Source organism: Fibrisoma montanum, from assembly GCF_003583365.1.
GTDB classification, from domain to species: domain Bacteria; phylum Bacteroidota; class Bacteroidia; order Cytophagales; family Spirosomataceae; genus Fibrisoma; species Fibrisoma montanum.
Genome location: NZ_QXED01000001.1, coordinates 1,315,459 through 1,339,092, shown reverse-complemented (window position 1 = coordinate 1,339,092; position 23,634 = coordinate 1,315,459). Strand labels below are relative to the sequence as shown.

Genomic DNA, 23,634 nt, shown 5'->3' with positions numbered 1-23,634 from the left:
TTAACGCCTGATACGCTGGCGTGTTAAACGTGGGTGCAAAATTAACGGTTTGTGAACGAATTGCAACCTGATTTTTGAAATAATTTTTAGTAACTAATCTGTCAAGTCAGCATAATGCTGATTTTCAGTCGCTATAATTCTAACAGACGTATGAATTACTTGCAGCAAGTTTTATTTTTTATCGCCGTAGGAGTTACAGCCTGGTACATTACCAGGCGCGTTCAATTAATAAGTCGGGCAATCAAACTGGGTAGGGCGGAGAACCGTACAGATCACCCGGATGAGCGACTGAGAACCATGTTGCTGGTCGCATTCGGCCAGAAAAAGATGTTTACAAACCCTCTGGTAGGGATTATGCACTTTGTCATCTACCTCGGGTTTATTATCATCAATATCGAGATTTTAGAGATTATTCTGGATGGTATTTTAGGAACCCACCGGCTGTTTGCGCCATACATTACGGCCGTTTATCCGTTTTTGATTGGTGTGTTTGAGATCCTTGCTGCGGGCGTTTTGATTGTCTGCGTCGGTTTTCTGGCCCGTCGGTTTATCGCCCGGGTGAGCCGCCTGCAAGCAAGCCGTCACCGCGAGCTACGGGGCTGGCCGGTCTCCGATGCAACCATTATTCTGGTGGCTGAAATCATCCTGATGATCGCTTTCCTAACCTGGAACGCAGCGGATAGTGCGCTGCGCGATCGGGGCGTAGGGCATTATGCTGAAGCACCGGTTGGCGATTTTTTAATCAGTCAGTACCTGAAACCACTGTTCGCTGGCTTTAGTAATTCGGCCCTGGTCGCTTACGAACGGGGTGCCTGGTGGATTCACATCCTGGGAATTATGGCATTCGCGGTGTACGTAACGTATTCAAAACACCTGCACATTGCCCTGGGCTTCCCCAACGTGTACTTCTCCGACCTTCAGCCAAAGGGCGAGATGCAAAACATGCCGGAAATTACCAAAGAAGTTCAATTGGCGCTGGGCCTGCCGCTTACAACCGGGGCCGATGGCTCGCAGGCTAACGACAACGGCGAGCAGCCGGTCGAGGCAACATCCGGTGAAATTGGCCGCTTTGGAGCTAAAGACGTGTATGATCTGAAGTGGATCAACCTCATGAACGCTTACAGCTGTACCGAGTGCGGACGCTGTACGGCGGCTTGCCCGGCTAATATTACCGGCAAAAAGTTATCGCCCCGTAAGATCATGATGGATACCCGCGACCGCCTGGAAGATATTCAGCGCGGCTGGAAAGAACACGGCAACGATCATAAAGACGATAAGTCGCTGCTGGGCGATTACATCACCGTAGAGGAAATCAACGCCTGCACGACCTGCCAGGCTTGCGTAACGGCCTGTCCGGTAAACATCAATCCGCTGGACATTATCCTGCAGCTACGTCGCTATCGGGTCATGGAAGAAGCGCAGGCACCGGGTTCCTGGAACGCAATGTTCAGCAACATTGAGAACAACATGGCTCCCTGGAAATTTTCGCCGAGCGACCGCTTTAACTGGGCTGAGCAGGTAAACGAGCCGGTTTCGACAAAATAACCGCTGCGAAAGTTTTGCCGCTGATGAACGTTAATACCCAGACAGGGCCGTAATTTTCGGCCTGATCTGTTGATTACATGACTATCATTCTGATTAAAATTTTAGTAGCCATTGGCGGAAGCGTTGCGTTTGGCCTTGCTTACTGGCGAAGGAGTCAACTAGTAAACCTGCCCGAAGCAACCGCCAGCCGGTTACTGTTGAGTGCATTCGTTCTTTGTCGTCTTGTGCCGTTTGTGGTTATATATGTCGTACTGGGTCTGGAACCCCGTTCCGATGTTCCGGTATTTTATGATTCGGCCAGTCACGCCTTAAGGGCTGAGGTTGTTTACCGCGATTTCTGGTCGCCATACAGTCCGTTGTTTGCCTATATGACAGCGCTTCCGCTGGTTATCTGGCATAGTGCGAAAGCGATCGTATTGCTGATGATTCTCATGGAAGGGCTGGCGTTCTGGCTAACGTATCGATTCTACCGACCGCGACGTGGCGGGGTTGCCCAGTTGGCCGGATTGTTATACCTGCTGCTGCCTGCTCCGCTTGTCTTTTGCGTGATCGGTGGTCAGGAAGACATCTGGATGTGGGTATTCGGTGCGCTAAGTTTATGGGTGTGGTCGCGCCGGCCCGACGAGTTTCGGCTGGGTTTGCTTATGGCAGTGGCGTTGTTGATGACAAAAGCGCTGGCTGTCCTGATCGTAGCCGCCCTGTTCTTCTGGGTACGTCGGCCACTTCGCTACGTTGCCGGCTTATCGGTTGTTGGATTGCCGGGTCTGGTGATTCTGTACTGGCTGACCGGCGAAGGCATGCTAACCCCGCTGATGTTTGCGAATATGCCATTTGCGCCAAATCTGCCAACTGTGATGGCACCCTTCATTGGTGACTTCATGCCGTACGCTGGTACGTTAAGTGCACTCGGTCTGTTGGCCGTACTGGCTGTATCGGCCTATGGTGGTTGGCAGCTACGACGTAAAAACGAAGACTATGACCGCGCCCTGCCGACACTCTGGGTGTTATGTTTCGGGTTTATGATGTTTGTCCACAAAAGCTCGTTTGGCAATTACGCATTCATCTACCTGTTGCCGCTTTCCTTTGGTTTGATCGACTGGCGGGACAGTCAACAGGTAGTAGTCCTGTTGGTATTAAACGCGCTGGTAACCGTCCAGCCATCGTATTGGTGGAAGCTTGGGACACCGATCTATACCAGTCCAGACATGTTGACAAACGGTCAGTACCTGCTTGAATACGTCATGGAAGTCGGCACAGTTAGTAGTGTTGCTTACTTCGTATGGCTGGCTTTCCGGCAGGCCACTGCCAATCGGCACCGGGCAAAACAACGTATTGCTGCATAATGTGAAAACGATCCGTCCAGAGTCTATTGAGTACAATCTGGCACCTTTTTACAATGGAAGCAACAGCTGAAAATGTGTATAAAGTACCGACGATGGCCGATATGGCCGCGGCCGGTGAAGAACCCGAGATCCTGTTCTGGGTGGGTTGCGCCGGCTCATTTGATGATCGGTACAAGCGAGTAACAATAGCCTTTGTCCGCATTCTGAACCATGTCGGTATCAAGTTTGCCGTATTGGGTCCGGAAGAAGCCTGTACCGGCGACCCAGCCCGGCGGGCCGGAAACGAATTTCTGTTTCAGATGCAGGCAATGGCCAATATTCAGGTGCTGAACGGCTATAACGTCAAGAAGATTGTTACGGCCTGCCCGCACTGTTTCAATACGCTTAAAAACGAATACCCCGAACTGGGTGGCGAGTATGAGGTGGTGCACCACTCCCAGTTTCTGCAGGGGCTGATCAACGAAGGGCGCGTTCGGGTTAAAGACGGCGAGTCGTTCAAAGGTCGCCGGATTACGTTCCACGATTCATGTTATCTGGGCCGCGCCAACAAAATATATGAAGCGCCCCGCGAAGTGCTGGCTGCACTGGATGCCGACCTGGTTGAAATGAAACGCTCACGGACCAACGGCCTTTGCTGTGGAGCCGGTGGTGCGCAGTATTTCAAAGAGCCGGAGCCGGGCAACAAAGATGTCAATGTTGAGCGGGTGCAGGAAGCGATAGGTACGGGTGCCGATACCATAGCCGTGGCGTGTCCATTCTGTATGACCATGATGTCCGACGGTGTAAAGAACCAGAACCGCGAGGATGCCGTGAAAGTCTACGATATTTCGGAACTCATTGCGCGCGGAGAAGGGTTGTAAAGTTGCACAGGGCTTGGGTTGAGGAGCTTGGGAGTACCCCCAACTTGCTTGGCCCCAAGCCCCGGGCCTTAAGCAAAAAAACCATGTGGATTGACTTTGACAAGCTGCCTGATCAAGCCCGCGTGTGGGTATACCAGGCAAATCGCCCTTTGTCGGATGACGAAGTGACAGATATTCAGCAGGCACTCCGGTCGGCACTGGCTCAGTGGGCCGCACATGGTCAGCCATTGCTGGCCTCGGCGGAGGTGGTTGCCAATCGATTTGTGGTTGTAGCCGTTGATGAAGGCTATAATCTGCCCAGCGGCTGTTCAATTGACTCATCCGTACGAACACTTCAGGCCATTGGGCAACAGATCGGTCAGGGTATCGACTTTTTCGACCGGTCGGCGGCTTTGCAGACAGCCGAGGGACATGTTCAAACGGTTGCACTGCCTGATATTAAAGCGGCCGTGGCCGTTGGCTCACTGACACCTAACACGATTGTCTTTAATACGCTTGTCAAAACGAAGGAGGAATACTCGGCCAACTGGACGGTTCGAGCGGCCGACTCCTGGCTAAAACGGTACTTTAAGAACGTGACAGCCTAACTTTCTGTCATTTTTTGAAAATAAAGAAAGCCGGTCCGTTGCTAACTACGTATGTTAGGCAACGGACCGGCTTTCAACATTGTCTGTATTTAAAACGTTCACTGTCAATTCGTCAGGTATTATCTTTTTCAAACCTTTTTTTTGAACAAAGGATTGATTTTTGCAGTCAATATCCGATAAGCCGTAACGAATTTATTAGGAAAAGGTAATGAAGTCGTTGGTACCGCTGATGGTGAACGGCAATTAACTTGTAATTTTATGGCGACTATGCCCGAAATTATGTCAGATACGCCAACTCGCGGCTATACAGAAGATCAGAAGTATCAGATCTTCAATAAAGAGTTTATGCCTCACATAGACTCCATGTACAACTTTGCCTTCCGTCTGACGATGGACGAAGACGACGCCAACGATCTGGTACAGGATACGTATCTGAAGGCGTTTCGGTTTATATCGTCGTTTGAGCAAGGAACTAACGCAAAAGCGTGGTTGTTTCGCATTCTGAAGAACAGCTTCATCAACGATTATCGGAAGAAAAGCAAAGAGCCGGCTAAGGTAGATTATCAGGACGTTGAAACGACCTATAACTCCGAGGAGGCTGAAGTTGAACATACGGTCGACCTGCGGGCCGAAACCGTATCTGATCTGATCGGCGATGAGGTAGCAACCGCCCTAAATTCATTACCGGTTGATTTCCGGACGGTCATCATTCTCTGCGACATCGAAGGATTCACGTATGAGGAAATGGCTAAAATCCTGGACATACCAATTGGTACCGTTCGTTCGCGATTACACCGCGCCCGTAACCTGTTAAAAGAAAAATTGCGTGATTACGCGTCTTCAATGGGTTATAATGAAGAAAACGAAGACTAGACCGAACTTTTTCTTGAACAAAATTGGTTCTACAGACAACATAACGTATTCTTATTCTTGGAATAAATAAAATTTTTCCAATGCAAACGTCGTTGCCCATATCATCTTCGTCCGATACTCAGCCCAAGATGAAACAGCATTGTGACCATCAGGCAGACTGCTTGAAGATGATTCAGTTAATACTGGACGGAGAAGCCACTGAGCAGCAGCTCGAGAAGCTGAAGGTTAATCTCGAAACCTGTCAGCCTTGTATCCAGATGTACCATTTAGAGAAAGAGATCAAAGAGTTGTTGCAGGGACGAATGGAGAAGAAGTGCTGCCCGGAGAAACTGGTAGCAACGATAAAAGCCCGAATTGACAGTTTTAGCTAATTTTGGTAGAGTTGCTGAATAGCTTTGCACGGTTTTATCAGTCAGCTATTAGTCATTCAATCGATCACCAACATTGGAAGGTAAGCTTATCATTTTTTCTGCCCCCTCCGGATCGGGCAAGACAACGATTGTCAAGCATTTATTAGCCGAGAACGAACATCTCGGCTTTTCCATTTCGGCCTGTACCCGCGACCGTCGCGGTCGTAGCGAACAAAACGGGAAGGATTATTACTTCCTGACCCCCGAGGAGTTCAAGACCCGAATCGACAACAACGAGTTTGTTGAGTGGGAAGAGGTTTACACGGGTGCTTTCTACGGTACGCTCAAGTCGGAGATTCAACGACTTTGGGACGAAGGCAAACACGTACTGTTTGATGTAGATGTTCAGGGCGGCCTGAAACTCAAAGAGTATTATGGCGACCGGGCACTCGCGGTTTTCGTAAAGGTTCCGGATGAGGAGACGCTACGCCAGCGGCTCATGGCCCGTGGCACAGAAACGGAAGAGAGCCTGTCGAAGCGGCTTTTTAAAGTGCATTTTGAAATGAGCTTTCAGAATCGTTTCGACGTGATTCTCGTAAACGACGACCTGGAAACCTCCCTGAAAAAGGCGCAGAAGCTGGTCGATGACTTCATTAACGAATCAAAGGTACCGGCTCGGTCAACAGTACTGTAATCTTTACTGAACGTATGGAATGCCATTCTGTTAAAGGATGGCATTTCGTTTATCCTTACTTCTGTGCGTATTGGCTTATTCTTCGGTTCATTTAATCCCATTCACGTTGGTCACCTGATCATTGCTAACGTAATGGCTACTACGACCGATCTTGAGCAGGTGTGGTTTGTGGTGTCGCCCCAGAATCCGTTTAAGAAAAACAAAAGCCTGCTGCACGAATTCGACCGCTACGATATGGTCGAGCGGGCCATCGCCGATAACAGTCGCCTGAAAGCGACCGATATCGAATTTTCGATGCCAAAGCCCAGCTATACGATTGATACGTTGATTCGCCTACAGGAGAAGTTTCCTCAGCATCAGTTTAAGCTGATTATGGGGGAAGATAATCTGGACCAGTTTGCCAACTGGAAAAACTACGAACGGATTCTGGAGTATTTCGGGCTGTATGTGTACCCCCGACCAAAGGCCGTAGCCAGTCCCTTCCGCGAACATGCCAGTGTCCAGATGGTCGAAGCGCCCCTGCTGGATATCTCAGCTACGTATATCCGTGAGTGCATCCGGCAAAATCGTTCGATCCGCTACATGGTACCGGAGGTAGTGGAAGAAATGATTATCCGAAAGAAGTTTTACATATAGACCGAACCGGATTGTCTTCGGTCTGTGCGACACAGCATCAAGGGATCCCGTTTTGATACGTGATTTCGGTTGCCAGACCAATGGCACTCATCCGAAAAGCGACAGAGGGCGCATTGGATTTGGTGCCTGGCTGGCTACAGTGGTCGCCCTGCGCCAGAAAATAGATATAAAATTTCTGATTTCGATCAGCAATCTGGTTAACATCCGGCCGACCCAGCAGCTCACCAATTTCGTTGGCGGATTTTCCCTTTAAGTCCTGCTGAACCGCTTTCAGGGCCGGCACAAGAGCGGCCCGTTTTCCGCTGCAACCACCCCTGTCTTCGCGCCAGGTTTTGATGTCGAGCTGCCCGAAACGGTCGGGTGGAGGACCGCAGCTAACGGCAAGAAGAGCAACGAAACAATAGAGTTTGCTTTTCATAGAATCAGCCTATTGCTCATTGTATACCGTTTGCAGCAACGTCTGGCCAACGGCCTTCAGCGTACTCCGGTCAATATTCTCCATCGTATCCTCCGTGGTGTGCCAGTCCTGGAAGAAACCGCCCGAATTCAGGTTCGTATGAATTATATCAATCATCGGGATTTTAGCGATCGTATTGGGCGCGATGTGGTCGTCGAGTACAGCAGTACCCTGCGCATCGACAAAATACTGGCTGTAGCCCGACCGGCTTGCCGTTTGCCAAACGCTATTCATTACGCTGGGCGCGTATTGCATCGAGTACGCTTCCTTGGCAAACGTAGCGCCTTTGGCCCCAACCATGTCGAGCAAAATGCCGTAGTATGCCGTATAGTTTGGCTTATGCGGATTCTTGGCCCAATACCGTGAACCGAGGCAAAAGCCAATGTAATCAATGCTATTGCCGGTTGGCTGCTCGAAGTCGCTGCTGGCTTTTTCGCTGTTACCCCAATCTTCGGCATCAAAGAAAACAATATCGACACCCACGCCGGGCTTCTGCTGCGCCTGCTGGATGGTACGGGCCAGTTCGAGCAGCACGCCGACTCCACTGGCTCCATCGTTGGCCGCAGGAACGGGCTTGGTTTTATCAGCGGCCGTACTATCCTGGTCAGCCACCGGGCGCGAATCCCAGTGCGACGCCAGAAGAATGCGTTTCTGGGCCTGCGGATTGATGCTCCCAATGATATTACGGGCATTGAGCTTCTTGCCATCCCAGGTCGTTGCCGTGAAGTTCTGTACGGTTACGTCGCACCCAAACTCCTTAAGCCTCGCTACGAGGTAGTCGCCACCACGCTGATGGGCAGGCGTATTCGGTACCCGTGGGCCAAAGGCCAATTGTTGTTCAATGAACGTATAAGCCGAGTCCGCATTGAAAGAAGGTGCCGACACCTGTGGCATTTGCTGCTCAGTCTGGTTGGTGTTTTCGGTTTGCTTGGTTTTACAACCGGCAACGGCCAGTGTAAGAGCCACTGCAAAACAGATAAGCGTTTTTGTCATTGCTTCGTCTGGGCCAATCTCCAGGTTGGCCTGTTTGACTATTTAAAAGGGCCAATCTGGAGATTGGCCCAGTTGTTATTCTTCGTAAGCCCAGTCAATCTGGTGCTTCATATCTTTGATCGACAGACCCTGCGCCTTAAAATAAGACCGGATCTGATCCACTTTGTCATATTGCTTTTGTTCTTTGTACTCGCGGTACAAAGTCAGCAGACCTTCCAGAACAGGCTGGCTCGTTACGCCTTCTTCCTGCAGCCCCAATACGTCCTCGAAGAACGTAACGAACGACTCTTTTAATAGTGTAAACGTTTCTTCACCCAGCGTAGCTCCCTGAAGCTGGTTCAGATAAAGCATATTAACATACTTTAACAGGGTGAACAGCTGTGCAATGCCAACGGCCGTATTCAGATCGTCGTTCAGCGCGTCGTAGAAAGACTGGATGGCCTGGCGAATATCTTCCTGCTTGGCCTGGTCGGGTGCAATGGCATCGTTCGGCTGGTACGTCATGGTCTTGATTACGCGCAGACCGTTGGCCAGCCGGCGGTACCCCTTCTGGGCCGCTTTAAGGGCTTCATTCGAAAAATCGAGTGTACTGCGGTAATGCGACTGAAGCATAAAGAACCGGACCGTCATTGGACTGTAGGCCTGTTCGAGCAGGTAGTGATCACCCGTAAACAGCTCGCTCGGCAGGAAGGAATTACCGAGCGATTTGGACATCTTCTGGCCGTTCACCGTCAGCATGTTTGAGTGCATCCAGTATCGAACGGGATCATGACCCGTCAGGCCGTCGCCCTGCGCAATTTCGCATTCATGGTGGGGAAATTTCAAATCCATACCGCCCCCGTGAATATCAAACTGCGTGCCCAGATATTTGGTACTCATGCAGGTACATTCCAGGTGCCAGCCGGGAAAACCCTCGCCCCAGGGGGAATTCCAGCGCATAATGTGTTCGGGAGCGGCCCGTTTCCAGATAGCGAAATCGAGTGGATTCCGCTTTTCCGACTGACCTTCCAGGTCACGGGTTTCGTTGAGCAGATCGTCCAGAATCCGGCCCGAGAGCTTACCGTAGCGACCACCGCGCCGGTTATACTCTTCAATGTCGAAGTATACCGAGCCGTTGGATTCATAAGCGAGCCCTTTCTCAAGCAGTTTCTCTACAGCTTCGATTTGCTCGACCATATGGCCGGTGGCCGTTGGTTCGATGCTGGGTGGCAGGATGTTGAACTGCTCCGTCACCTGGTGGAAGTTGTTCGTGTATCGCTGCACAATTTCCATCGGCTCCAGCTTTTCGAGCTTGGCCATGCGCCCGATTTTGTCTTCGCCTTCATCGCCGTCGCCGACGAGGTGACCTACGTCGGTGATGTTGCGCACGTAACGGACTTTGTAGCCAATGTGCGTCAGGTAGCGAAACAGTGTGTCGAAAGTCAGGAAGGTACGGACATTGCCCAAATGAACGTAATTGTAGACCGTTGGGCCGCAGACGTACATGCCGACGTATGGCGGGTTAAGCGGTTCAAACAGTTCTTTCCGGCGGGTGAGCGTATTGTATAATTTGAGTGGCTGTGCCATTAACTGAATACTAATCAATTGACGTACAAAACTACGCAATGTTGTCCGGAAAAAGAGGAGCGTTGCGGTTTTCGCTATCTTTAGCCGCAGATTTGCCGGTTGCGCAGATTGAACAGATTTAAAAATATGAGATTAGTTGAGGTTGGTTCGAACCCAGCTTACCAGAAAGAGTTTTTGCAGTTTCCGGTTCGGCTGTATCGAAATGATCCGTGCTGGATACGCCCGCTGGACAAAGACATCAATAACGTGTTCGACCCTGAGGTCAACAAGCTGTTTAAGGCGGGGAAATGTACGCGCTGGCTGCTGCTCGATGATTCAGGAAATACATTGGGGCGTGTGGCGGCTTTCATAAACCGCAAAACGGCTGTTGCCGACAACGCTCAACCCACGGGCGGCATGGGTTTCTTTGAGTGCGTTGATGACCAGGCGGCTGCATTCCGGTTGTTCGATGCCTGCCGCGACTGGCTGGCGGATCTGGGAATGGAAGCTATGGACGGCCCGATTAACTTCGGCGACCGCGACCGGTGGTGGGGCCTGCTGGTAGACGGATTCGACAAGGAGCCCAACTACGGCATGCCATACACCAAACCCTACTACATTCCGTTGTTTGAAGCCTACGGATTTCAGGACTATTACCAGCAGCATACGTTCTACCTGCCGATCCCGGAGGAGAAAGTTCATAAGGTACTGCACCCAACGGTGCTCGAACGGTCGCAGCGGATTCTGAACGACCCTACGTATGAGTTTCGCACGATTCAACGAAATAATCTCCCCAAGTTTGCTGCTGATTTTGCGGAGATCTACAACAAAGCCTGGACCAAACACCTGAGCGTAAACGACATGACCGTGGAGCGGGCGCTGAAAGTAATGGAGCAGATGAAGCCGGTTATGGATGAGCAACTGGTCTGGTTCGGTTATCACGTACCGACTGCCCAGCCCATTGCCTTTTTTGTCATGCTGCCCGAGCTAAATCAGTACTTCAAGCACGTCAACGGGAAGATGGACCTGATCGGCAAGATGAAGTTCCTGTACTACAAACTCCGGAAAACGAATAATAAAGCGTTTGGGGTGATCTTCGGAGTGGTTCCTGAGTTTCAGGGGCGAGGTATTGAGTCGGCCATTGCCATCGCGTTTTCCAAGATTGCCTGGTCGCAGGGGTTCCAGTATGAGCATCTGGAACTGAACTGGATCGGCGATTTTAACGTCAAGATGACCCGGTTCGCTAAACTGCTGGGGGGCGTCATCAACAAGCGGCACATTACGTACCGATACTTATTCGACCGAACGAAGGAGTTCAAGCGCCATCCGGTTATATGAAGATGAGGCAGAGAATAGAAGGCAAGGTGCAACAAGTGTTATGATATTGGGTCTGCCAAACTATCTTTGCCGCTTCAACATTAACACAGACAATGAGTTTACTCACCGTCGGGTCGGTGGCGTTCGACGCGCTGGAAACCCCATTCGGCAAAACTGATAAAATTATTGGCGGAGCCGCTACGTACATCACGCTGTCGGCATCGTATTTCACACGACAAAATAACCTGGTTGCGGTTGTCGGCGACGATTTTCCGCCGAGCATGATTAACGATCTGCAGCAGCACGGGGTAAACACCGAGGGTCTGCAAATCCGGCAGGGCGAAAAGACATTTTTCTGGTCAGGGAAGTATCACAATGACATGAATACCCGCGATACGGTGGAGGTTCAGCTCAACGTGATGGAAAACTTCGACCCGATCATTCCCGAATCGTACCAGGACTGCCAGTATCTGATGCTGGGCAATACGGCCCCCGCAATCCAGCGGACGGTGATCGAGCGGTTACGTACTCGCCCAAAGCTGATTGTGCTGGATACGATGAACCTCTGGATCGAAATCGCGTATCCCGACCTGACGGAGTTGATTAAGCAGGTAGACGTATTGGTGGTGAACGATGAAGAATCCCGGCAACTGACTCGCGAATACTCACTGGTACGGGCTGCGGCCAAAATCCAGACGATGGGCCCCAGGACGGTTATCATCAAGAAGGGCGAACACGGGGCTCTTCTGTTCCATGAAGACCGCATTTTCTTCGCGCCGGCGCTGCCGCTGGAAGAAGTGTTTGACCCAACCGGTGCGGGCGATACGTTTGCCGGTGGCTTTATCGGCTACCTGGCAAAAACCGACAACATTTCGTTCGACAACATGAAGCGGGGCATCATCTACGGGTCGGCAATGGCGTCGTTCTGCGTTGAGAAATTTGGCGCCGAACGGATCATGAATCTGACGCAGGATGACATTCAGGCTCGGGTGAGCGAGTTTGTGAAGCTGTCGGCGTTCGGTTTTGAAGAGGTTGTCTGACCAGCAGAGAACCCGATGGTCTGTCAATAGCTACCTGGTTTAAAGCCGACAAAAGCTCCGAAGGAGCGGCCCGTACTGATATGGCCGCTCCTTCGGAGCTTTTTGATGTGAGCTGAATCAATGACTGGGTATCGCCCTTACAAAGCAAGGGATGAGTAATCCGAAAAAGGGGCTGTTAGATCGCGCTCAATTTGCTTGTTGTTAAGAACGTGCACGATGTCCCGAACGGTTTCAAACGTAGTATACTCTTCAAAGCTAATTTCCACACCGAAACGCTGTTCGGCCATGCGGACGAGTTCGGCTACGTCTCCGGGAGTGTAGGTCAGATCGCGGGATAAATCAGCGTTTGGATGAATGGCCGAGGCCGTTACGATGCCCTGGGCCAGAACAAGCTCTTTTAAACGTTGGTATGTATTCATCGGAAGTGGCTATGAATGGCTGATATTACTGCAGGCTGATGGGCGGCATCCGCGATAAGGTACCACCAGCAACTACCGGAACGGGCAGCGTATGGTACGACTCGGTAAGATCCGCAAACGCTTGTTTCATCTGGTCAATTAGTTGTTGCATAACAGGATGGGCCTGAGTCAGCCGCTGAACCAGTAGGTCGTTGGTTGGTTCGCTTCGAAGCTTATCGGCCTTTTCAGACAATATGGATGCCAGCCGTCCAAAAAACTGACTACGTTGCCTCATGCAGCTACGCAGGTAGTCGCTCAGCGAAGCCAGGTACGGATAGCGCTTCCCAATCCGCGTGAGCTGACGTTCGTATCGGCGCGACGTGTGTTGGGAGGTGTTCAGGAAAGCCAGCCATTGATCATAATCGGCCAGCAAGGCGGTGATTGATAAAAGTGGAATGGAATTCATTGATGATATCATGATGAGTAGCAGAGTGGGGTAGGAACCGAAATTTAATACCTGCTTTTATCTATAATCAACGGAACTATGACAGGCGGTCTAAATGCCTAATGATAGCCGGAAAGCGGTCCATAAGCCGCATCGATCAGAGGTCGAACGCCGTTTCACCGAGTAAGTAGTCTTTTAACTGACCGATGGTTTGCAGTTTCCACCAGTCGTCGTCCGGAATCCGAATGCTGAACTGGTGCTCAACCCTGACTAATAGATCGGTCACGTCCAACGAGTCAAGACCGAGGTCGCGGGCAAAATTAGCCTGATCAGAGAGCGACGCTATGCTGACGCCCATGCCTGTAAGGATCTCCTGCAGGCGGCTGTTAATTTGCTGAAGTGTCATCGTGAGGAGAGGTTATGTTATCCGGTAAGCTTTAAAAAGTAAGCAATCATTTTAAATGTTTGTTTAAAGTAATTACAAAAAAATTTAAGCTTTCACAGGTTCAAACAGATAGCTGGTGACCATGTCAATAATCAGTTGTTTCTGATCATCAGAAAAGCGGGCAAACTCAGCTTCCGACATTTGCCAGATCTGCATGTGCATCGGCTTGCTGATGAACAGGAACTGAACACTGGCTACGATCATAGTCATCAGGTTCAGAGAATTGACCGGACGGATTTCACCTTTATCAATCGCTTCCTGAACCTGAATTTTGAATAGCGTATGATGCAATTGTTTTACATACCCAATTGCCTTTACTAACCGCTCCGGATTCCGATGTACTTCGTTCATGATAAAGATGACCAGATTAGGGTTCTTCTTCATCAGTTCGAAGTCATGCTCAATCAACTCCACAATCTTGTCGCGGAGGCTGATCGGCTTGTTGAGGATGTGAACCGAACCTTCGAAGAACAAGTGAATCATATCTTCGAAGATGTTCATAAACAACTTCTCTTTACTCCGGAAATAGTAATTAGTCAGTGCAATGTTGATGCCGGCCGCTTCCGCAATGTCACGTGACGTAGCACCATCAAACCCCTTCTCCAGGAATACTTTCTTGGCAGCCTCCTTTATTTTCTCCTCTGTTTTCTGGAAAGGGGGGCAATTCATGTCTCTTTTCATTTGACGAATCAAAAGTATTTGTTCACTGTCTAACACGCAATACTTTTGAATGGTTTTTTTAAACAGTTATTTAAATTAATAAAAAAGGTACTATTAATTATTGGCTAAAGTAAAAATAGATATTTTTTTGAAGGAGAACGGCATTCGCATAAACACAAAAAGCCCGGCGTCGGCCGGGCTTTTTGTTAGAACTCGAAAGGTTAGAATCCTTCTTTCTCTTCCACCTTTTTCTCCTTCTCTTTTTTCTTTTCTTCTTTCGTCAGGGTTTTCTCGCCGGGCTTTGCCTTCGCTTTGGGGGCAGGTTTTGCTTTCGTCTTATACTGATCGAGGTAGCGGTCAACGAAGGTGGTTTTTTCATCGACAGTAGCCGCTACGACTTCGACGGCAGCCTTGTTATTATTCTTTGAGCCCGCCAGCAATTGATCGTTTATGCTTTGCTCCGAGGTGATGATGGCCAGCTGACCAATTGAGCCCGGCCCGTTGCCGGGTTTGTAGTCGTAGAAAACCCATACGTCGGGTGAGGCTTCCAGATACATACTCGCTTCGTCGCCATTAGCCGACTTCCTGATCTCAACAAAGCCGTCCATCTTCGCATTGACGTCCGTTGCGCCGATGTTCGATACGCCTAACTGGCCGGTGCTGTAAAAAGCCCCGAATTTATCCGACCACCGCAGGTTAGCATTGGCCAGTACCAGCGCCGTGTTCAGTTTCGGCGAAGCCTGACTGAGCGGTACGTGCTGGTTCTGGGCTTTGAGTCGATACGCGTCGACTGCCGGCTGGCCAATCAGCGGAGTTAGTTTATCGGAAAGCCGATTCAGGTCATCGTCGGCGGCTTCGTCGTTGTTCTCCTCCTGATTGGTGGCTACAATTTTCTGCGCAATGACCGTATTAATCGGCTCCGGTACCGGGAACGTGAACGCCAGCAAGGTGTTCATCCGGTACTGAATGCTGTCGATGTTCACGCGGGCCGAGCCGGATGCCAGCAGAAACTCGCGCGGGGCGGCATTGAGCAGATTGAGCTTGCCGCTAAACGTCATGATGCCTTTGGCGTCGTTGAAGGTGAAAACGTTGGTATTAACGGCCACCTCCTCATCGCTGGCCGTGCTGTCGGTAGCCGTAGCGGTCGAATCCGTCTCTTCGACTATTGTCGCCGTGGTCGACGTAATCCGGTATACTTTGGCTTTGTCGTCGTAGCGCATCACGCCCGTTGCCGTGAAAATATCGTCGTCGCGCGGGTCTTCCTTGGCCGAGAGGAAAGTAGGATACAGGCCCCCGCTGCCTCCCCGGAAGTGTATTCCGGCCGTCAACTGCTGGCCACCCTCATTCTTAAGGTTTTTATCCACTTTAATCTCCAGCCGTTCGACAACCTTTTCCTTGAACGGTATCCAGTCGCCTACCAGATCCGGTCGTTTCTTGAGCGCCGGTTTGATGGCACCATCCAGCGCAACGTCTTTTTCCGGTGCCTGCATCACAATGCTGCCTTTGAAGAGCATCTGCGGGGCCAATTGCAGGTTGTCGGTTTCTTCCACGTCAGCCCGGGCAACGGTAAAGTACGTAGTCAGCGGTTTCTGCGAGTTTCGGCGACGGCTGGCCTGTTTACTGTTGTCGGCGGTCAGTACAGGCGCTTCTTTCAGGTCGAAGCTGCCCATTTTGATGGTAGCTGTATCTCCTTTGGCCGTTGCGAACAGGTAAGACGCATCGCCGGCAAACTTCGTTCTTGAAATAATCTGGATGTTGCCGTTCTTGAGTTTGTGGTGCAGGCTGATGGTATCGAGTTCAAGCCGGGCGTTTTTGAGCGCCATCATCTCGCCGTTTCGCTTGATGCTCACCAGACCCTTATCCGGATAAATACGGGCATCGGCGGAGGTAATGTACGGAACACCGCTGATGTTCAGTGTGGCTTTGTCAACATCGTAGATAGCCGCTCCACCATTGAACGTAAGCCCTTCCTGATCCTCGGCCGTGGCCGTGAAGGTCGACGTTTTTACATCGCCTTTCATGGCAATGGTTTTGGCGTTCAGATTCCACTGCGCTTTGCTGATGCTGGTTTTGTAAGCGGCAAACGGAAACTCCAGGCTGGACCCCAACGTATCGTCGATGCTCTGCTGCTTTTGCTGATTGATGGCCAGCCCAACAAGGCCCTTAGCCTGGTTGAAATCAACGTCTACGTTACTTCCGAGCAGCATGGGACGGTTCGCATCCTTGTCCGACAGTACTTTGAACTTGGCGTTATCGGCCAGGAAGCCCTCTTTATTGAACTTGATGCTGCTCGAAACAACTTCCGAATCTTTCCGGCGCAGCGTTCCCTGACCAAACAGGCCCGTTGACCGCACCACCAGATTACCTTCCAGATTCGTAGTGGCGTTGTAGAAGTTGAAGCTGTTCTTTTGGGTTATAATGACCATGCTGTCAACCTTTGGCAGCCACTTCAGGCTGTAGTTGGCGAATTGTACCTGTGGGAAATAGGTTTTGCCAACGAGCCCTTCCTTGATTTCACCTTTATCACCCGAAGCCAGCAACGAATCGGTCATGAACAGCATGCCCTGGGCGTCGAGGGTGGTGGTCAGGTGAGTCAGTTTACCCTGCTCGGCCCGCAGGCCGTTTTTATCCATAACCAGGTCACCGGCGAACTTCACGTTTGCCTTGCCGTTGTAGAGCGAATAGCCGGCCGCCGGCGCTTTATGCACAAACCCGAGGGTATTGTCGGGCATGGTTTTTAGCTCCGCTTTAAACGGCGGGAACATACCATCCGAATAGAACGTACCGACAAACGCAATATCCCCGTTGCCGAGGCTGTCGTTGTCGATGGGAGGGGTCTTGAAATAGACCTTTGGGTTGTAGGTCAGGTTGCCCCGGATCGGCTGGTTGAAGTAGACCGTAATCCCCTCGGGTACAACCAGGCGTTGGGTGGTTTTCTTGCCTTTAATACGCCCTGATTTGTTGTCCGCGCTGCCGAAGAAGACCGTTCCCGGCGTTTCGTATTTGATGTCGCCCCCTACTTCACCCGATTTTCCCTGCGCAACGGCCTTCTGCGACTGGAACGTAATGGAGTCAATCTTACTCAGGTTCATCGAGAACTTATCGTAATCGAATTTTAGCCCCGATCCCGAGTAGCGGAAGGTTCCGGCTTTGAACTGGCCATTCAGCGTGAAGGCCCGGTTCTTGCCGATGCGCAGAGTTTTGTCGGAGGGAACGCCGAAGATTTTCAGCGAGTCGGAGATTGTGAACGCATCCACCCCCCGGATGGTCAGGATTCTGTCGTTGAGGTTGATGGTTGCGTTTTTGATGCTGTCGTTCGACGAAAACGTTGACCGTACCTGGAAATTATCGTAGTCGCGCTGCCGTACGTTGGCCAGCACATACAGCACTCCCTTGCGGCTCAGGCGCATCTGACTGGTTTTCAGATCACGGTCAATGTATCCCTCCATCACCATGCGGTTGAGCGCCCCGCGCAGCGCCACCGGATTGATGTTTTTGGCAAACTGGGTGATGTCGTCGTCGAGGAAGGTCTGTTGCTTTTTCGTCGACACAAAGTTGGCAACGATCTGAAGCGGGTGAAAGCCGTAATCGAGCGTTAGGTCGGAGTACCGCTGCGGGTGGAAATAATCGAATGATTCGAAACGTACCGGTACCTCGCGCTTGGCACCGATCTGGTAAAAATCGACTTTCTGCCGGGGCAGGTCCCAGCGGGCTACTTCCGGATTGATGTAGAATTTGTGGTACGTATCGGCAAAGGGTACGTAGGCGTAGTTTGTTCGGTCGATCCGGTTTAGCCACGCAATTCGCTGGGTTTTGTCGTAACGGAACTCCACGGCCGGGTGCGTCACGGAATCACCTTCAATATACCCTGTGAACGCGGCCACGGGTGCGGAAATGGTCGAATCTTTGAAATCAAACCGACGGCTGAGGGCTTTGAGGGCGGGTTTGCCTTTGAACTTGACCGTAACGACGGCCGGCTGCCCACTGGCCGACGAGCCGACCATCTGCGTGCCGGACAGCGCCAGACCGCCCTGATAGTCAACGTCGGTACCTAGGCCGGGGATCTTAGCATCATTCTGCCAGGACATGAAACGAGGGTACGTTGCCGAGCCGCTTTTTTTCTTACAGACGTATTCAAAAACCCCTTTGACCGGCTTTGTCGTTGTGCCATAGGTCAGTGTTACGTCGTCGGCCGAGAGTTTAGGACTCATCGTCGTCATGGCGTAATCGCTGAACGTAACGAAGATGTCCGGGCGCCCTACCGACTCCCACGTGAACTTGCCGCCTTTGCCGACAAATACACCGTCTTTCAGCAGCAGATCGCCACTGGTGTTGGTCAGTACGGCCGAATCGCCGTTGGCAACCATGGCCAGCGATACGTCTTTGACCGAAATGACCGCCCCCGCTACCGTCGGTATCGGCCGACGCTGAGGAATGAAAATAGCGCCTGCGACCCGGGGAGCCCCTGAATCGGCGGCAATCGGATCATCCCAGCCGTCAAAGCGCGACCGCTCCTGAGCCGCTTTAACCAGGGCCAGCGAGTCGGTAGCGGTGGGGGTTCCGGTCGTGCTGGTAGGCAGGGTACCTTCAACGTACCGAAAACTAAACGCCCCTCCCTGGGCGTAGAGCCGGTTGTAGTTGCTGGCGTAGAATTCGCGCCGTTCGAGAAACCGCTGGGTGGTTTGCAGGCTCCGGGCAAACGCTTTCGGATCGCCGGCGTCGAAAAGCTTCTCGGCGATGGTCAGGAGGTTGTCGACTTCAGACGCGGCAACGGCGGGTTGCTGGGTATACAGCGCGTGGTACAGCGATTCGTAGAACGGGGCGAAGTGCGAAGCCGCCGGTAGCCGTTTCTGGTTCAGCTTCCGGCTCAGTACCATCACGCGCTCCTTCTGCTGGGGCGACAGCCGGTTCTCGCTCCAGAGAGCCTGCAAATCCGTGCCGGCCTTAACCCCCACTGAACCACCCGTAGCCATCAGTTTCTGCACATCGGTCATAAACTGCTCGGGCTTGTCCGAAATTCGGACAGCCTGCGCATAAACGCCTGTCACCGAAAGGGCAGTTAGCAGCAGTAGGTAGTAGATACGTTTCATTAGCATAGTTGATGTGACAGAGCCGTGCCAGCCACCTGGCCGCGCTCTAGTATGTTTTCTTAAATACGATCGAAGCCCATTGATTCTTAGTCAGTAGCTGCACTGATTTTAGACCGGCTTCTGTTGCTTTTTGTTCAATATCAGGCGCATCCGTTTCGTAAAAGCCGCTGACCGCCAACCAGCCACCATCCCTGAGCAACGATGCATAAGTCGGAATCTCGGCCAGCAATACGTTCCGGTTGATATTGGCAAGGACGATATCAACGTGGTCGGCGTTGCTTACGTCGGCGATCGTGCCCTCAAACACCCGGATCTGCGGGCACTCGTTCAGCTCCGCATTCTCACGGGTATTTTCGACGGCCCACTCCTCAATGTCGAACGCTACCACTGTTCGGGCTCCCATCTTAGCCGCCAGAATCGCCAGGATGCCGGTGCCGGTGCCCACGTCGAGCACCGATTTGCCCTGATGATCGAGCCCAAGCTGCTGCTCCAGCATCATAGCCGTGGTTTCGTGGTGGCCCGTTCCGAACGACATCTTCGGGTTGATGACAATGTCGTATTGAAAGCGGTCGACCGGTTCATGAAACGACGCCCGAACCCGCACTCGGTCAGCAACTTCGATCGGCTGGTAGCTCTGTTCCCACTCGGCGTTCCAGTTACGTTTTTTTAACGTACTGACTTGGTAGGCTATTGCGGTCTGCGAACCGTATTTCGCGACCAGGTCGTCAACGGCTACGGCATTAAAAGCAGACTCGATGATGTATGCATTCAATCCTTCGTCGGTTTCGACAAACGACTCAAAATTCAGTTCGGCCAGTTCGGCCATCAGGATGTCGGTAAAATCGGGAGAAACCTGTACCTGGAGTTCAATGTAATTCATAAACCAAAGAAACGGAAAAAGGACAAGCCGGGTAGGCCTGTCCTTATCGAAGTGAGTGTAAAACAATGAAAAAAAACTAGTGCTAAGCCATTACGGACGAATCGTTTCGGAACCGACCCGTACGGTTTTGCGACGTACCGCCGATGCGATGAAATAGCCGGTGGCCGGGCGGCCGTTCCGATTGGTGTTTACGACGTTCGTCGGGACGTTGGTGGCCGGGGTGGCAAACAAACCGCCGTTGGTAATCTGGCCACTTACCGACTGAAAAAAGCTGAATGCATCGGGTGTCAGCGACTGGATTTCGACCGTAACGGAATCGCCCATGTCGTAGAAATTTTCCGGATTGATCGATTGGCGGAAGGGCCGGATAAAAACCAGCCCATCGGTATCGGCGCTTCCCTGAAACGAAGCGTTTTCGAGCGTAATGATGTTGCCGGGGCGGTTCTGAAGTTCTCCGTTTCGAAAATACCGAATCCGGTAATAATCAGTCTGGCCGGGCAGATCACGGGCGTAGAATTCGGCCTGATACCCCGTTTCGCTGGATAGGGGGTTCAGCTTCTCTTCCCGAAAAATGATGGAGTCTACAACGGGTACCCGGTTGATGGTCGAGGTGGCGCGGTACTCGTCGTTCTGGTACCGGATCGACAGTTGATACGTCCGGCCGATCTGCCCCAGCGTTCCCGACTGCGTTGACGGCTGCCAGACGTAGAAGCCATCGTTGTCGGGGTCCGTAAACGCAAACGTATTGCCGGCGTTGTCGGTCAGCGTAACGGTTGCACTGGTAGCCGCCGGGGGCGTTCCGTTGTTAAAGTAGTTGGTCGTTTGCGTCAGGCGGATCGTTTGTGGCCCTGGCTGGTCGGTGATGAAACCATCGACCGACAACTGCGCCGGCCCTTCGTCCAGGTTAGCGTCAATCACCGTTTCGCAACCTCCCAGCATAAGAACCAGGGCCGGAAGCAGGAACGGAGAAAGGGGTAGTTTAGCTAGTTTCTTCATGGCGTTTCTGTGGTCTGGCATTAGCCACTAGAATTTAAAATTGTAGGTTACCGATGGGATGAGCGTAGCAAATACAGAATAGCGAACCGCTTCGGTTACGCGCGGGTTGTCTTCGTTCTGGCGGAAATAAACCGAGAATGGATTTTTCCGGGCGTAGACGTTATACACCGAAAACACCCAGTTATCTTCCTTCCGCTTGCTGGGCCGGCGACGCCCCTGCAACGTAGCGGCCAGGTCGAGCCGGTGATAGGGCGGAATGCGGTAGTTGTTGCGGGTATTCCCGAAGTTCTGCGGAACTACGTAGCCCTGGTATTCAAACCGATTGGTCGGAAACGTAGCGGGCGTACCACTGGCGAGCGTAAACGTAGCCGAGAAATTCCAGCGCTTGGCATTGGCCGGGTCGACCAGCAGCACGGACGTAAAGGTATGCCGCTTATCAAAGCGGGTTGGGAACCAGTTGCCGTTGTTGATGCCGTCGACCTGCCGTTCGGTTTTGGCCAGTGTATAACTGATCCAGCCATTGACAACCCCCGTGTTGCGTTTCAGGTAAAACTCCGCCCCGTAGGCCCGTCCGCGGCCACTCAGCAGGTCGCCTTCCAGAAATTTGTTCAGGATCAGGTTAGCGCCGTCGATGTAGTCGATCTGGTTTTGCAGCCATTTGTAGTATACCTCCACCGATGCTTCAAACTCGTTACCCGAGCGGCCAAAATTGCGGAAATAACCCCCGGCAAGCTGATCGGCGATCTGCGGTTTAATGTTGTTGGTAGACGGTGTCCAGATGTCGAGTGGCGTTGAGGCCGTCGTGTTGGAAACGAGGTGAATGTACTGCGCCAGCCGGTTATAGCTCAGTTTAAGCGAGCTGTTGTCGGTCAGTTCGTATTTGGCCGAAAAACGAGGCTCCCAGTTGCCATACGTCTGTATGTTGTTTCCCGATCGGTACTGAACCGTTGTGATAGGAAACCGTCTGGTTCCCAGTGGTACGTCCGTGGTGAAGGCATACGCTTCGCCGGGCCCGATGTAGTTAAAGAGCGAATACCTCAGTCCGTACTGAAGCTGGAGCCGGGCCGAAATCTGCTGGTCATTGCCGATGTACAGGGCGTTTTCGAGCGCGTATTTACTCTCCAGTCCAAATGTCCGGACTGAGCCTGAGCTGGCGGCTGTGGCCGTACCGGGCTGAAAATCGTGCAGAATGGCCTGACCGCCGAACGTAATGGTATTCTTGCCCAGGAACAGCGAAAAGTCCGGTTTCAGACTGTAATCGACAATGCGCGAATTGGTGCGGAAAAAATCGGTGGGTTCTTTACGCTTCAGGTCACTATCGAGCGAATAGTCGTAGTTGCTGTAGTAAGCCGTTGTATTAAGAAACAGCTTATTACTGAATACGTGGTTCCAGCGCACCGAAGCGGTAGTGCTCCCCCAGTTAAAACCAAAGTCTGCACCGAATACGTCGCGGCCGAAGTAGCCGGACAAAAACACCGTATTCTTGTCGTTGATGCGGTAGTTGGCTTTGGCCGTGAGGTCGTAGAAGTAGAATTTGGAGCCGCGCAGATCATTGTTCAGAAACGGTTGCGCCAGAACGTCGGCGTAGGACCGGCGACCGGCCACAATAAACGAGCCTTTGCCTTTGAACAAGGGGCGTTCGTACGAAAGGCGGCTGAATATCAGGCCGATGCCGCCGTTGAGTTCCGGCTTCTTGGCATTGCCTTCCTTGAGCCGCACGTCGAGGATTGACGCGATCCGCCCCCCGTAGTTCGACGGAATACCGCCTTTAATCAGCTTTACGTCCTTTACTGCATCGGGGTTGAAAACCGAGAAAAAGCCGAACAGGTGGGATGAGTTATAGACCGGCGCTTCGTCGAGCAGGACGAGGTTCTGGTCGATGCTGCCTCCCCGCACGTTAAAGCCCGTAGCGCCTTCGCCCACGGTTGATACCCCCGGCAGCAACTGAATACTCCGCACTACGTCGACCTCACCCAGCAAGGCCGGAATACGCTGGAGCGTTTTGGTATCGATGCGGTTCACGCTCATCTCAATATTCTTGACATTGGCTTCGCGTTCGGCCGATACGGTTACCTCCTGAAGGTTCCGGCCCTCCTGGCTTAGCTCAACATCCAGGCGAACGTTCTGACCACTCAGCGTTACGGTTCGGGTCTGCGTTTCATAGCCAACGTAGGAGATTACGATAGTGTAGATGCCGGGAAGAAGCGTTACACCGTAAAACCCGTAGCTGTTTGTCACGGCCCCCGTAGCGGTCTCTTTGACGTAAACAGAAACTCCGATTAGCCCCTCGCCATTGGCTGCGTCTTTGATGTATCCGCTGATGGTTTGCTTATCCTGACTGTTGGTTGGCTGGAGTGCGTTCTGGGAGGTCTGTGCCCGCGCCGAGATTGGCAGAAAAGCGGCAACAAGTAGCCAAAGTAATAGTTTGTAATACATACAGTTATAGTTGGTGAGCACACAGTAGTAAACCAACGGCCCTG

At 51.9% G+C, this 23,634-nt stretch carries 21 protein-coding genes; 10 read left to right on the top strand and 11 right to left on the bottom strand.

Going from position 1 to position 23,634, the window contains the following annotated elements; translation table 11 throughout:
- The first annotated feature begins 150 nt into the window (after positions 1 to 150).
- From DYU11_RS05770 to nadD, 8 genes are all read left to right on the top strand, one after another.
- On the top strand, positions 151 to 1,545 hold the full coding sequence (locus DYU11_RS05770) for a 4Fe-4S dicluster domain-containing protein (protein ID WP_119666638.1): 1,395 nt from the start codon (positions 151 to 153) through the stop codon (positions 1,543 to 1,545).
- 77 nt (positions 1,546 to 1,622) lie between these two features.
- Positions 1,623 to 2,888: a hypothetical protein gene (locus DYU11_RS05765; protein WP_119666637.1), complete on the top strand. Its 1,266-nt coding sequence runs from the start codon at positions 1,623 to 1,625 to the stop codon at positions 2,886 to 2,888.
- A gap of 53 nt (positions 2,889 to 2,941) precedes the next feature.
- Complete coding sequence (locus tag DYU11_RS05760) at positions 2,942 to 3,748, top strand: (Fe-S)-binding protein (RefSeq protein WP_229365707.1); 807 nt, start codon at positions 2,942 to 2,944, stop codon at positions 3,746 to 3,748.
- A gap of 83 nt (positions 3,749 to 3,831) precedes the next feature.
- Positions 3,832 to 4,335, top strand: coding sequence for a hypothetical protein (locus tag DYU11_RS05755; protein WP_119666636.1), 504 nt, complete (start codon positions 3,832 to 3,834; stop codon positions 4,333 to 4,335).
- A gap of 258 nt (positions 4,336 to 4,593) precedes the next feature.
- A complete protein-coding gene (locus DYU11_RS05750) occupies positions 4,594 to 5,208 on the top strand; it encodes a sigma-70 family RNA polymerase sigma factor (protein ID WP_119666635.1) in 615 nt (204 codons plus the stop codon).
- Positions 5,209 to 5,375: 167 nt separating this feature from the next.
- Positions 5,376 to 5,579 (top strand): hypothetical protein, encoded by a 204-nt coding sequence (locus DYU11_RS05745; protein ID WP_229365706.1) that lies wholly within the window; start codon positions 5,376 to 5,378, stop codon positions 5,577 to 5,579.
- Between the two features lie 73 nt (positions 5,580 to 5,652).
- Complete coding sequence (gmk, locus tag DYU11_RS05740) at positions 5,653 to 6,252, top strand: guanylate kinase (protein WP_119666633.1); 600 nt, start codon at positions 5,653 to 5,655, stop codon at positions 6,250 to 6,252.
- A 63-nt stretch (positions 6,253 to 6,315) separates the two neighbouring features.
- The gene (nadD, locus tag DYU11_RS05735; RefSeq protein WP_119666632.1) at positions 6,316 to 6,888 is read left to right on the top strand and encodes a nicotinate (nicotinamide) nucleotide adenylyltransferase; all 573 of its coding nucleotides are present in this window, start codon (positions 6,316 to 6,318) and stop codon (positions 6,886 to 6,888) included.
- Between the two features lie 37 nt (positions 6,889 to 6,925).
- Here the strand turns inward: nadD and DYU11_RS05730 are convergent, their stop codons facing one another.
- From DYU11_RS05730 to cysS, 3 genes are all read right to left on the bottom strand, one after another.
- A complete protein-coding gene (locus tag DYU11_RS05730; RefSeq protein WP_119666631.1) occupies positions 6,926 to 7,306 on the bottom strand; it encodes a hypothetical protein in 381 nt (126 codons plus the stop codon).
- A 9-nt stretch (positions 7,307 to 7,315) separates the two neighbouring features.
- Positions 7,316 to 8,338 carry a M28 family peptidase gene (locus DYU11_RS05725; protein WP_119666630.1) on the bottom strand — a complete coding sequence of 341 codons (1,023 nt, stop codon included), beginning with the start codon at positions 8,336 to 8,338 and terminating at the stop codon, positions 7,316 to 7,318.
- A gap of 75 nt (positions 8,339 to 8,413) precedes the next feature.
- On the bottom strand, positions 8,414 to 9,904 hold the full coding sequence (gene cysS, locus DYU11_RS05720; RefSeq protein ID WP_119666727.1) for a cysteine--tRNA ligase: 1,491 nt from the start codon (positions 9,902 to 9,904) through the stop codon (positions 8,414 to 8,416).
- Positions 9,905 to 10,030: 126 nt separating this feature from the next.
- Here cysS and DYU11_RS05715 point away from each other — a divergent pair, with 126 nt between their 5' ends.
- Complete coding sequence (locus DYU11_RS05715) at positions 10,031 to 11,221, top strand: hypothetical protein (RefSeq protein ID WP_119666629.1); 1,191 nt, start codon at positions 10,031 to 10,033, stop codon at positions 11,219 to 11,221.
- 92 nt (positions 11,222 to 11,313) lie between these two features.
- Positions 11,314 to 12,240 (top strand): PfkB family carbohydrate kinase, encoded by a 927-nt coding sequence (locus DYU11_RS05710; protein WP_119666628.1) that lies wholly within the window; start codon positions 11,314 to 11,316, stop codon positions 12,238 to 12,240.
- A 137-nt stretch (positions 12,241 to 12,377) separates the two neighbouring features.
- On the opposite strand, the gene DYU11_RS05705 is transcribed toward DYU11_RS05710, so the two are convergent.
- The 8 genes from DYU11_RS05705 to DYU11_RS05670 form a co-directional block, all read right to left on the bottom strand.
- Complete coding sequence (locus tag DYU11_RS05705; RefSeq protein WP_119666627.1) at positions 12,378 to 12,659, bottom strand: phosphopantetheine-binding protein; 282 nt, start codon at positions 12,657 to 12,659, stop codon at positions 12,378 to 12,380.
- A 25-nt stretch (positions 12,660 to 12,684) separates the two neighbouring features.
- Entirely contained in the window at positions 12,685 to 13,104 is a 420-nt protein-coding gene (locus DYU11_RS05700; protein ID WP_119666626.1) for a ubiquitin family protein, read from the bottom strand.
- A gap of 136 nt (positions 13,105 to 13,240) precedes the next feature.
- A complete protein-coding gene (locus tag DYU11_RS05695) occupies positions 13,241 to 13,489 on the bottom strand; it encodes an acyl carrier protein (RefSeq protein WP_119666625.1) in 249 nt (82 codons plus the stop codon).
- A gap of 84 nt (positions 13,490 to 13,573) precedes the next feature.
- Positions 13,574 to 14,197 (bottom strand): TetR/AcrR family transcriptional regulator, encoded by a 624-nt coding sequence (locus tag DYU11_RS05690; protein WP_229365705.1) that lies wholly within the window; start codon positions 14,195 to 14,197, stop codon positions 13,574 to 13,576.
- 212 nt (positions 14,198 to 14,409) lie between these two features.
- On the bottom strand, positions 14,410 to 19,278 hold the full coding sequence (locus tag DYU11_RS05685) for a hypothetical protein (RefSeq protein ID WP_119666623.1): 4,869 nt from the start codon (positions 19,276 to 19,278) through the stop codon (positions 14,410 to 14,412).
- 46 nt (positions 19,279 to 19,324) lie between these two features.
- Positions 19,325 to 20,158, bottom strand: a complete 834-nt coding sequence (gene prmA, locus DYU11_RS05680) for a 50S ribosomal protein L11 methyltransferase (protein ID WP_119666622.1) — start codon at positions 20,156 to 20,158, stop codon at positions 19,325 to 19,327.
- Between the two features lie 90 nt (positions 20,159 to 20,248).
- Positions 20,249 to 21,154 (bottom strand): DUF4249 domain-containing protein, encoded by a 906-nt coding sequence (locus DYU11_RS05675; protein ID WP_199736672.1) that lies wholly within the window; start codon positions 21,152 to 21,154, stop codon positions 20,249 to 20,251.
- A 27-nt stretch (positions 21,155 to 21,181) separates the two neighbouring features.
- A complete protein-coding gene (locus DYU11_RS05670) occupies positions 21,182 to 23,590 on the bottom strand; it encodes a TonB-dependent receptor (RefSeq protein ID WP_119666620.1) in 2,409 nt (802 codons plus the stop codon).
- Positions 23,591 to 23,634 lie beyond the last annotated feature (44 nt).

Bases quoted from the DNA above. Each gene is read 5' to 3' on its own strand.
- DYU11_RS05770 (WP_119666638.1), top strand. From the start codon at position 151: ATGAATTACTTGCAGCAAGTTTTATTTTTTATCGCCGTAGGAGTTACA.
- DYU11_RS05765 (WP_119666637.1), top strand. From the start codon at position 1,623: ATGACTATCATTCTGATTAAAATTTTAGTAGCCATTGGCGGAAGCGTT.
- DYU11_RS05760 (WP_229365707.1), top strand. From the start codon at position 2,942: ATGGAAGCAACAGCTGAAAATGTGTATAAAGTACCGACGATGGCCGAT.
- DYU11_RS05755 (WP_119666636.1), top strand. From the start codon at position 3,832: ATGTGGATTGACTTTGACAAGCTGCCTGATCAAGCCCGCGTGTGGGTA.
- DYU11_RS05750 (WP_119666635.1), top strand. From the start codon at position 4,594: ATGGCGACTATGCCCGAAATTATGTCAGATACGCCAACTCGCGGCTAT.
- DYU11_RS05745 (WP_229365706.1), top strand. From the start codon at position 5,376: ATGATTCAGTTAATACTGGACGGAGAAGCCACTGAGCAGCAGCTCGAG.
- DYU11_RS05730 (WP_119666631.1), bottom strand. From the start codon at position 7,306: ATGAAAAGCAAACTCTATTGTTTCGTTGCTCTTCTTGCCGTTAGCTGC.
- DYU11_RS05725 (WP_119666630.1), bottom strand. From the start codon at position 8,338: ATGACAAAAACGCTTATCTGTTTTGCAGTGGCTCTTACACTGGCCGTT.
- cysS (WP_119666727.1), bottom strand. From the start codon at position 9,904: ATGGCACAGCCACTCAAATTATACAATACGCTCACCCGCCGGAAAGAA.
- DYU11_RS05715 (WP_119666629.1), top strand. From the start codon at position 10,031: ATGAGATTAGTTGAGGTTGGTTCGAACCCAGCTTACCAGAAAGAGTTT.
- DYU11_RS05710 (WP_119666628.1), top strand. From the start codon at position 11,314: ATGAGTTTACTCACCGTCGGGTCGGTGGCGTTCGACGCGCTGGAAACC.
- DYU11_RS05705 (WP_119666627.1), bottom strand. From the start codon at position 12,659: ATGAATACATACCAACGTTTAAAAGAGCTTGTTCTGGCCCAGGGCATC.
- DYU11_RS05700 (WP_119666626.1), bottom strand. From the start codon at position 13,104: ATGAATTCCATTCCACTTTTATCAATCACCGCCTTGCTGGCCGATTAT.
- DYU11_RS05695 (WP_119666625.1), bottom strand. From the start codon at position 13,489: ATGACACTTCAGCAAATTAACAGCCGCCTGCAGGAGATCCTTACAGGC.
- DYU11_RS05690 (WP_229365705.1), bottom strand. From the start codon at position 14,197: ATGAATTGCCCCCCTTTCCAGAAAACAGAGGAGAAAATAAAGGAGGCT.
- DYU11_RS05685 (WP_119666623.1), bottom strand. From the start codon at position 19,278: ATGAAACGTATCTACTACCTACTGCTGCTAACTGCCCTTTCGGTGACA.
- prmA (WP_119666622.1), bottom strand. From the start codon at position 20,158: ATGAATTACATTGAACTCCAGGTACAGGTTTCTCCCGATTTTACCGAC.
- DYU11_RS05675 (WP_199736672.1), bottom strand. From the start codon at position 21,154: ATGAAGAAACTAGCTAAACTACCCCTTTCTCCGTTCCTGCTTCCGGCC.
- DYU11_RS05670 (WP_119666620.1), bottom strand. From the start codon at position 23,590: ATGTATTACAAACTATTACTTTGGCTACTTGTTGCCGCTTTTCTGCCA.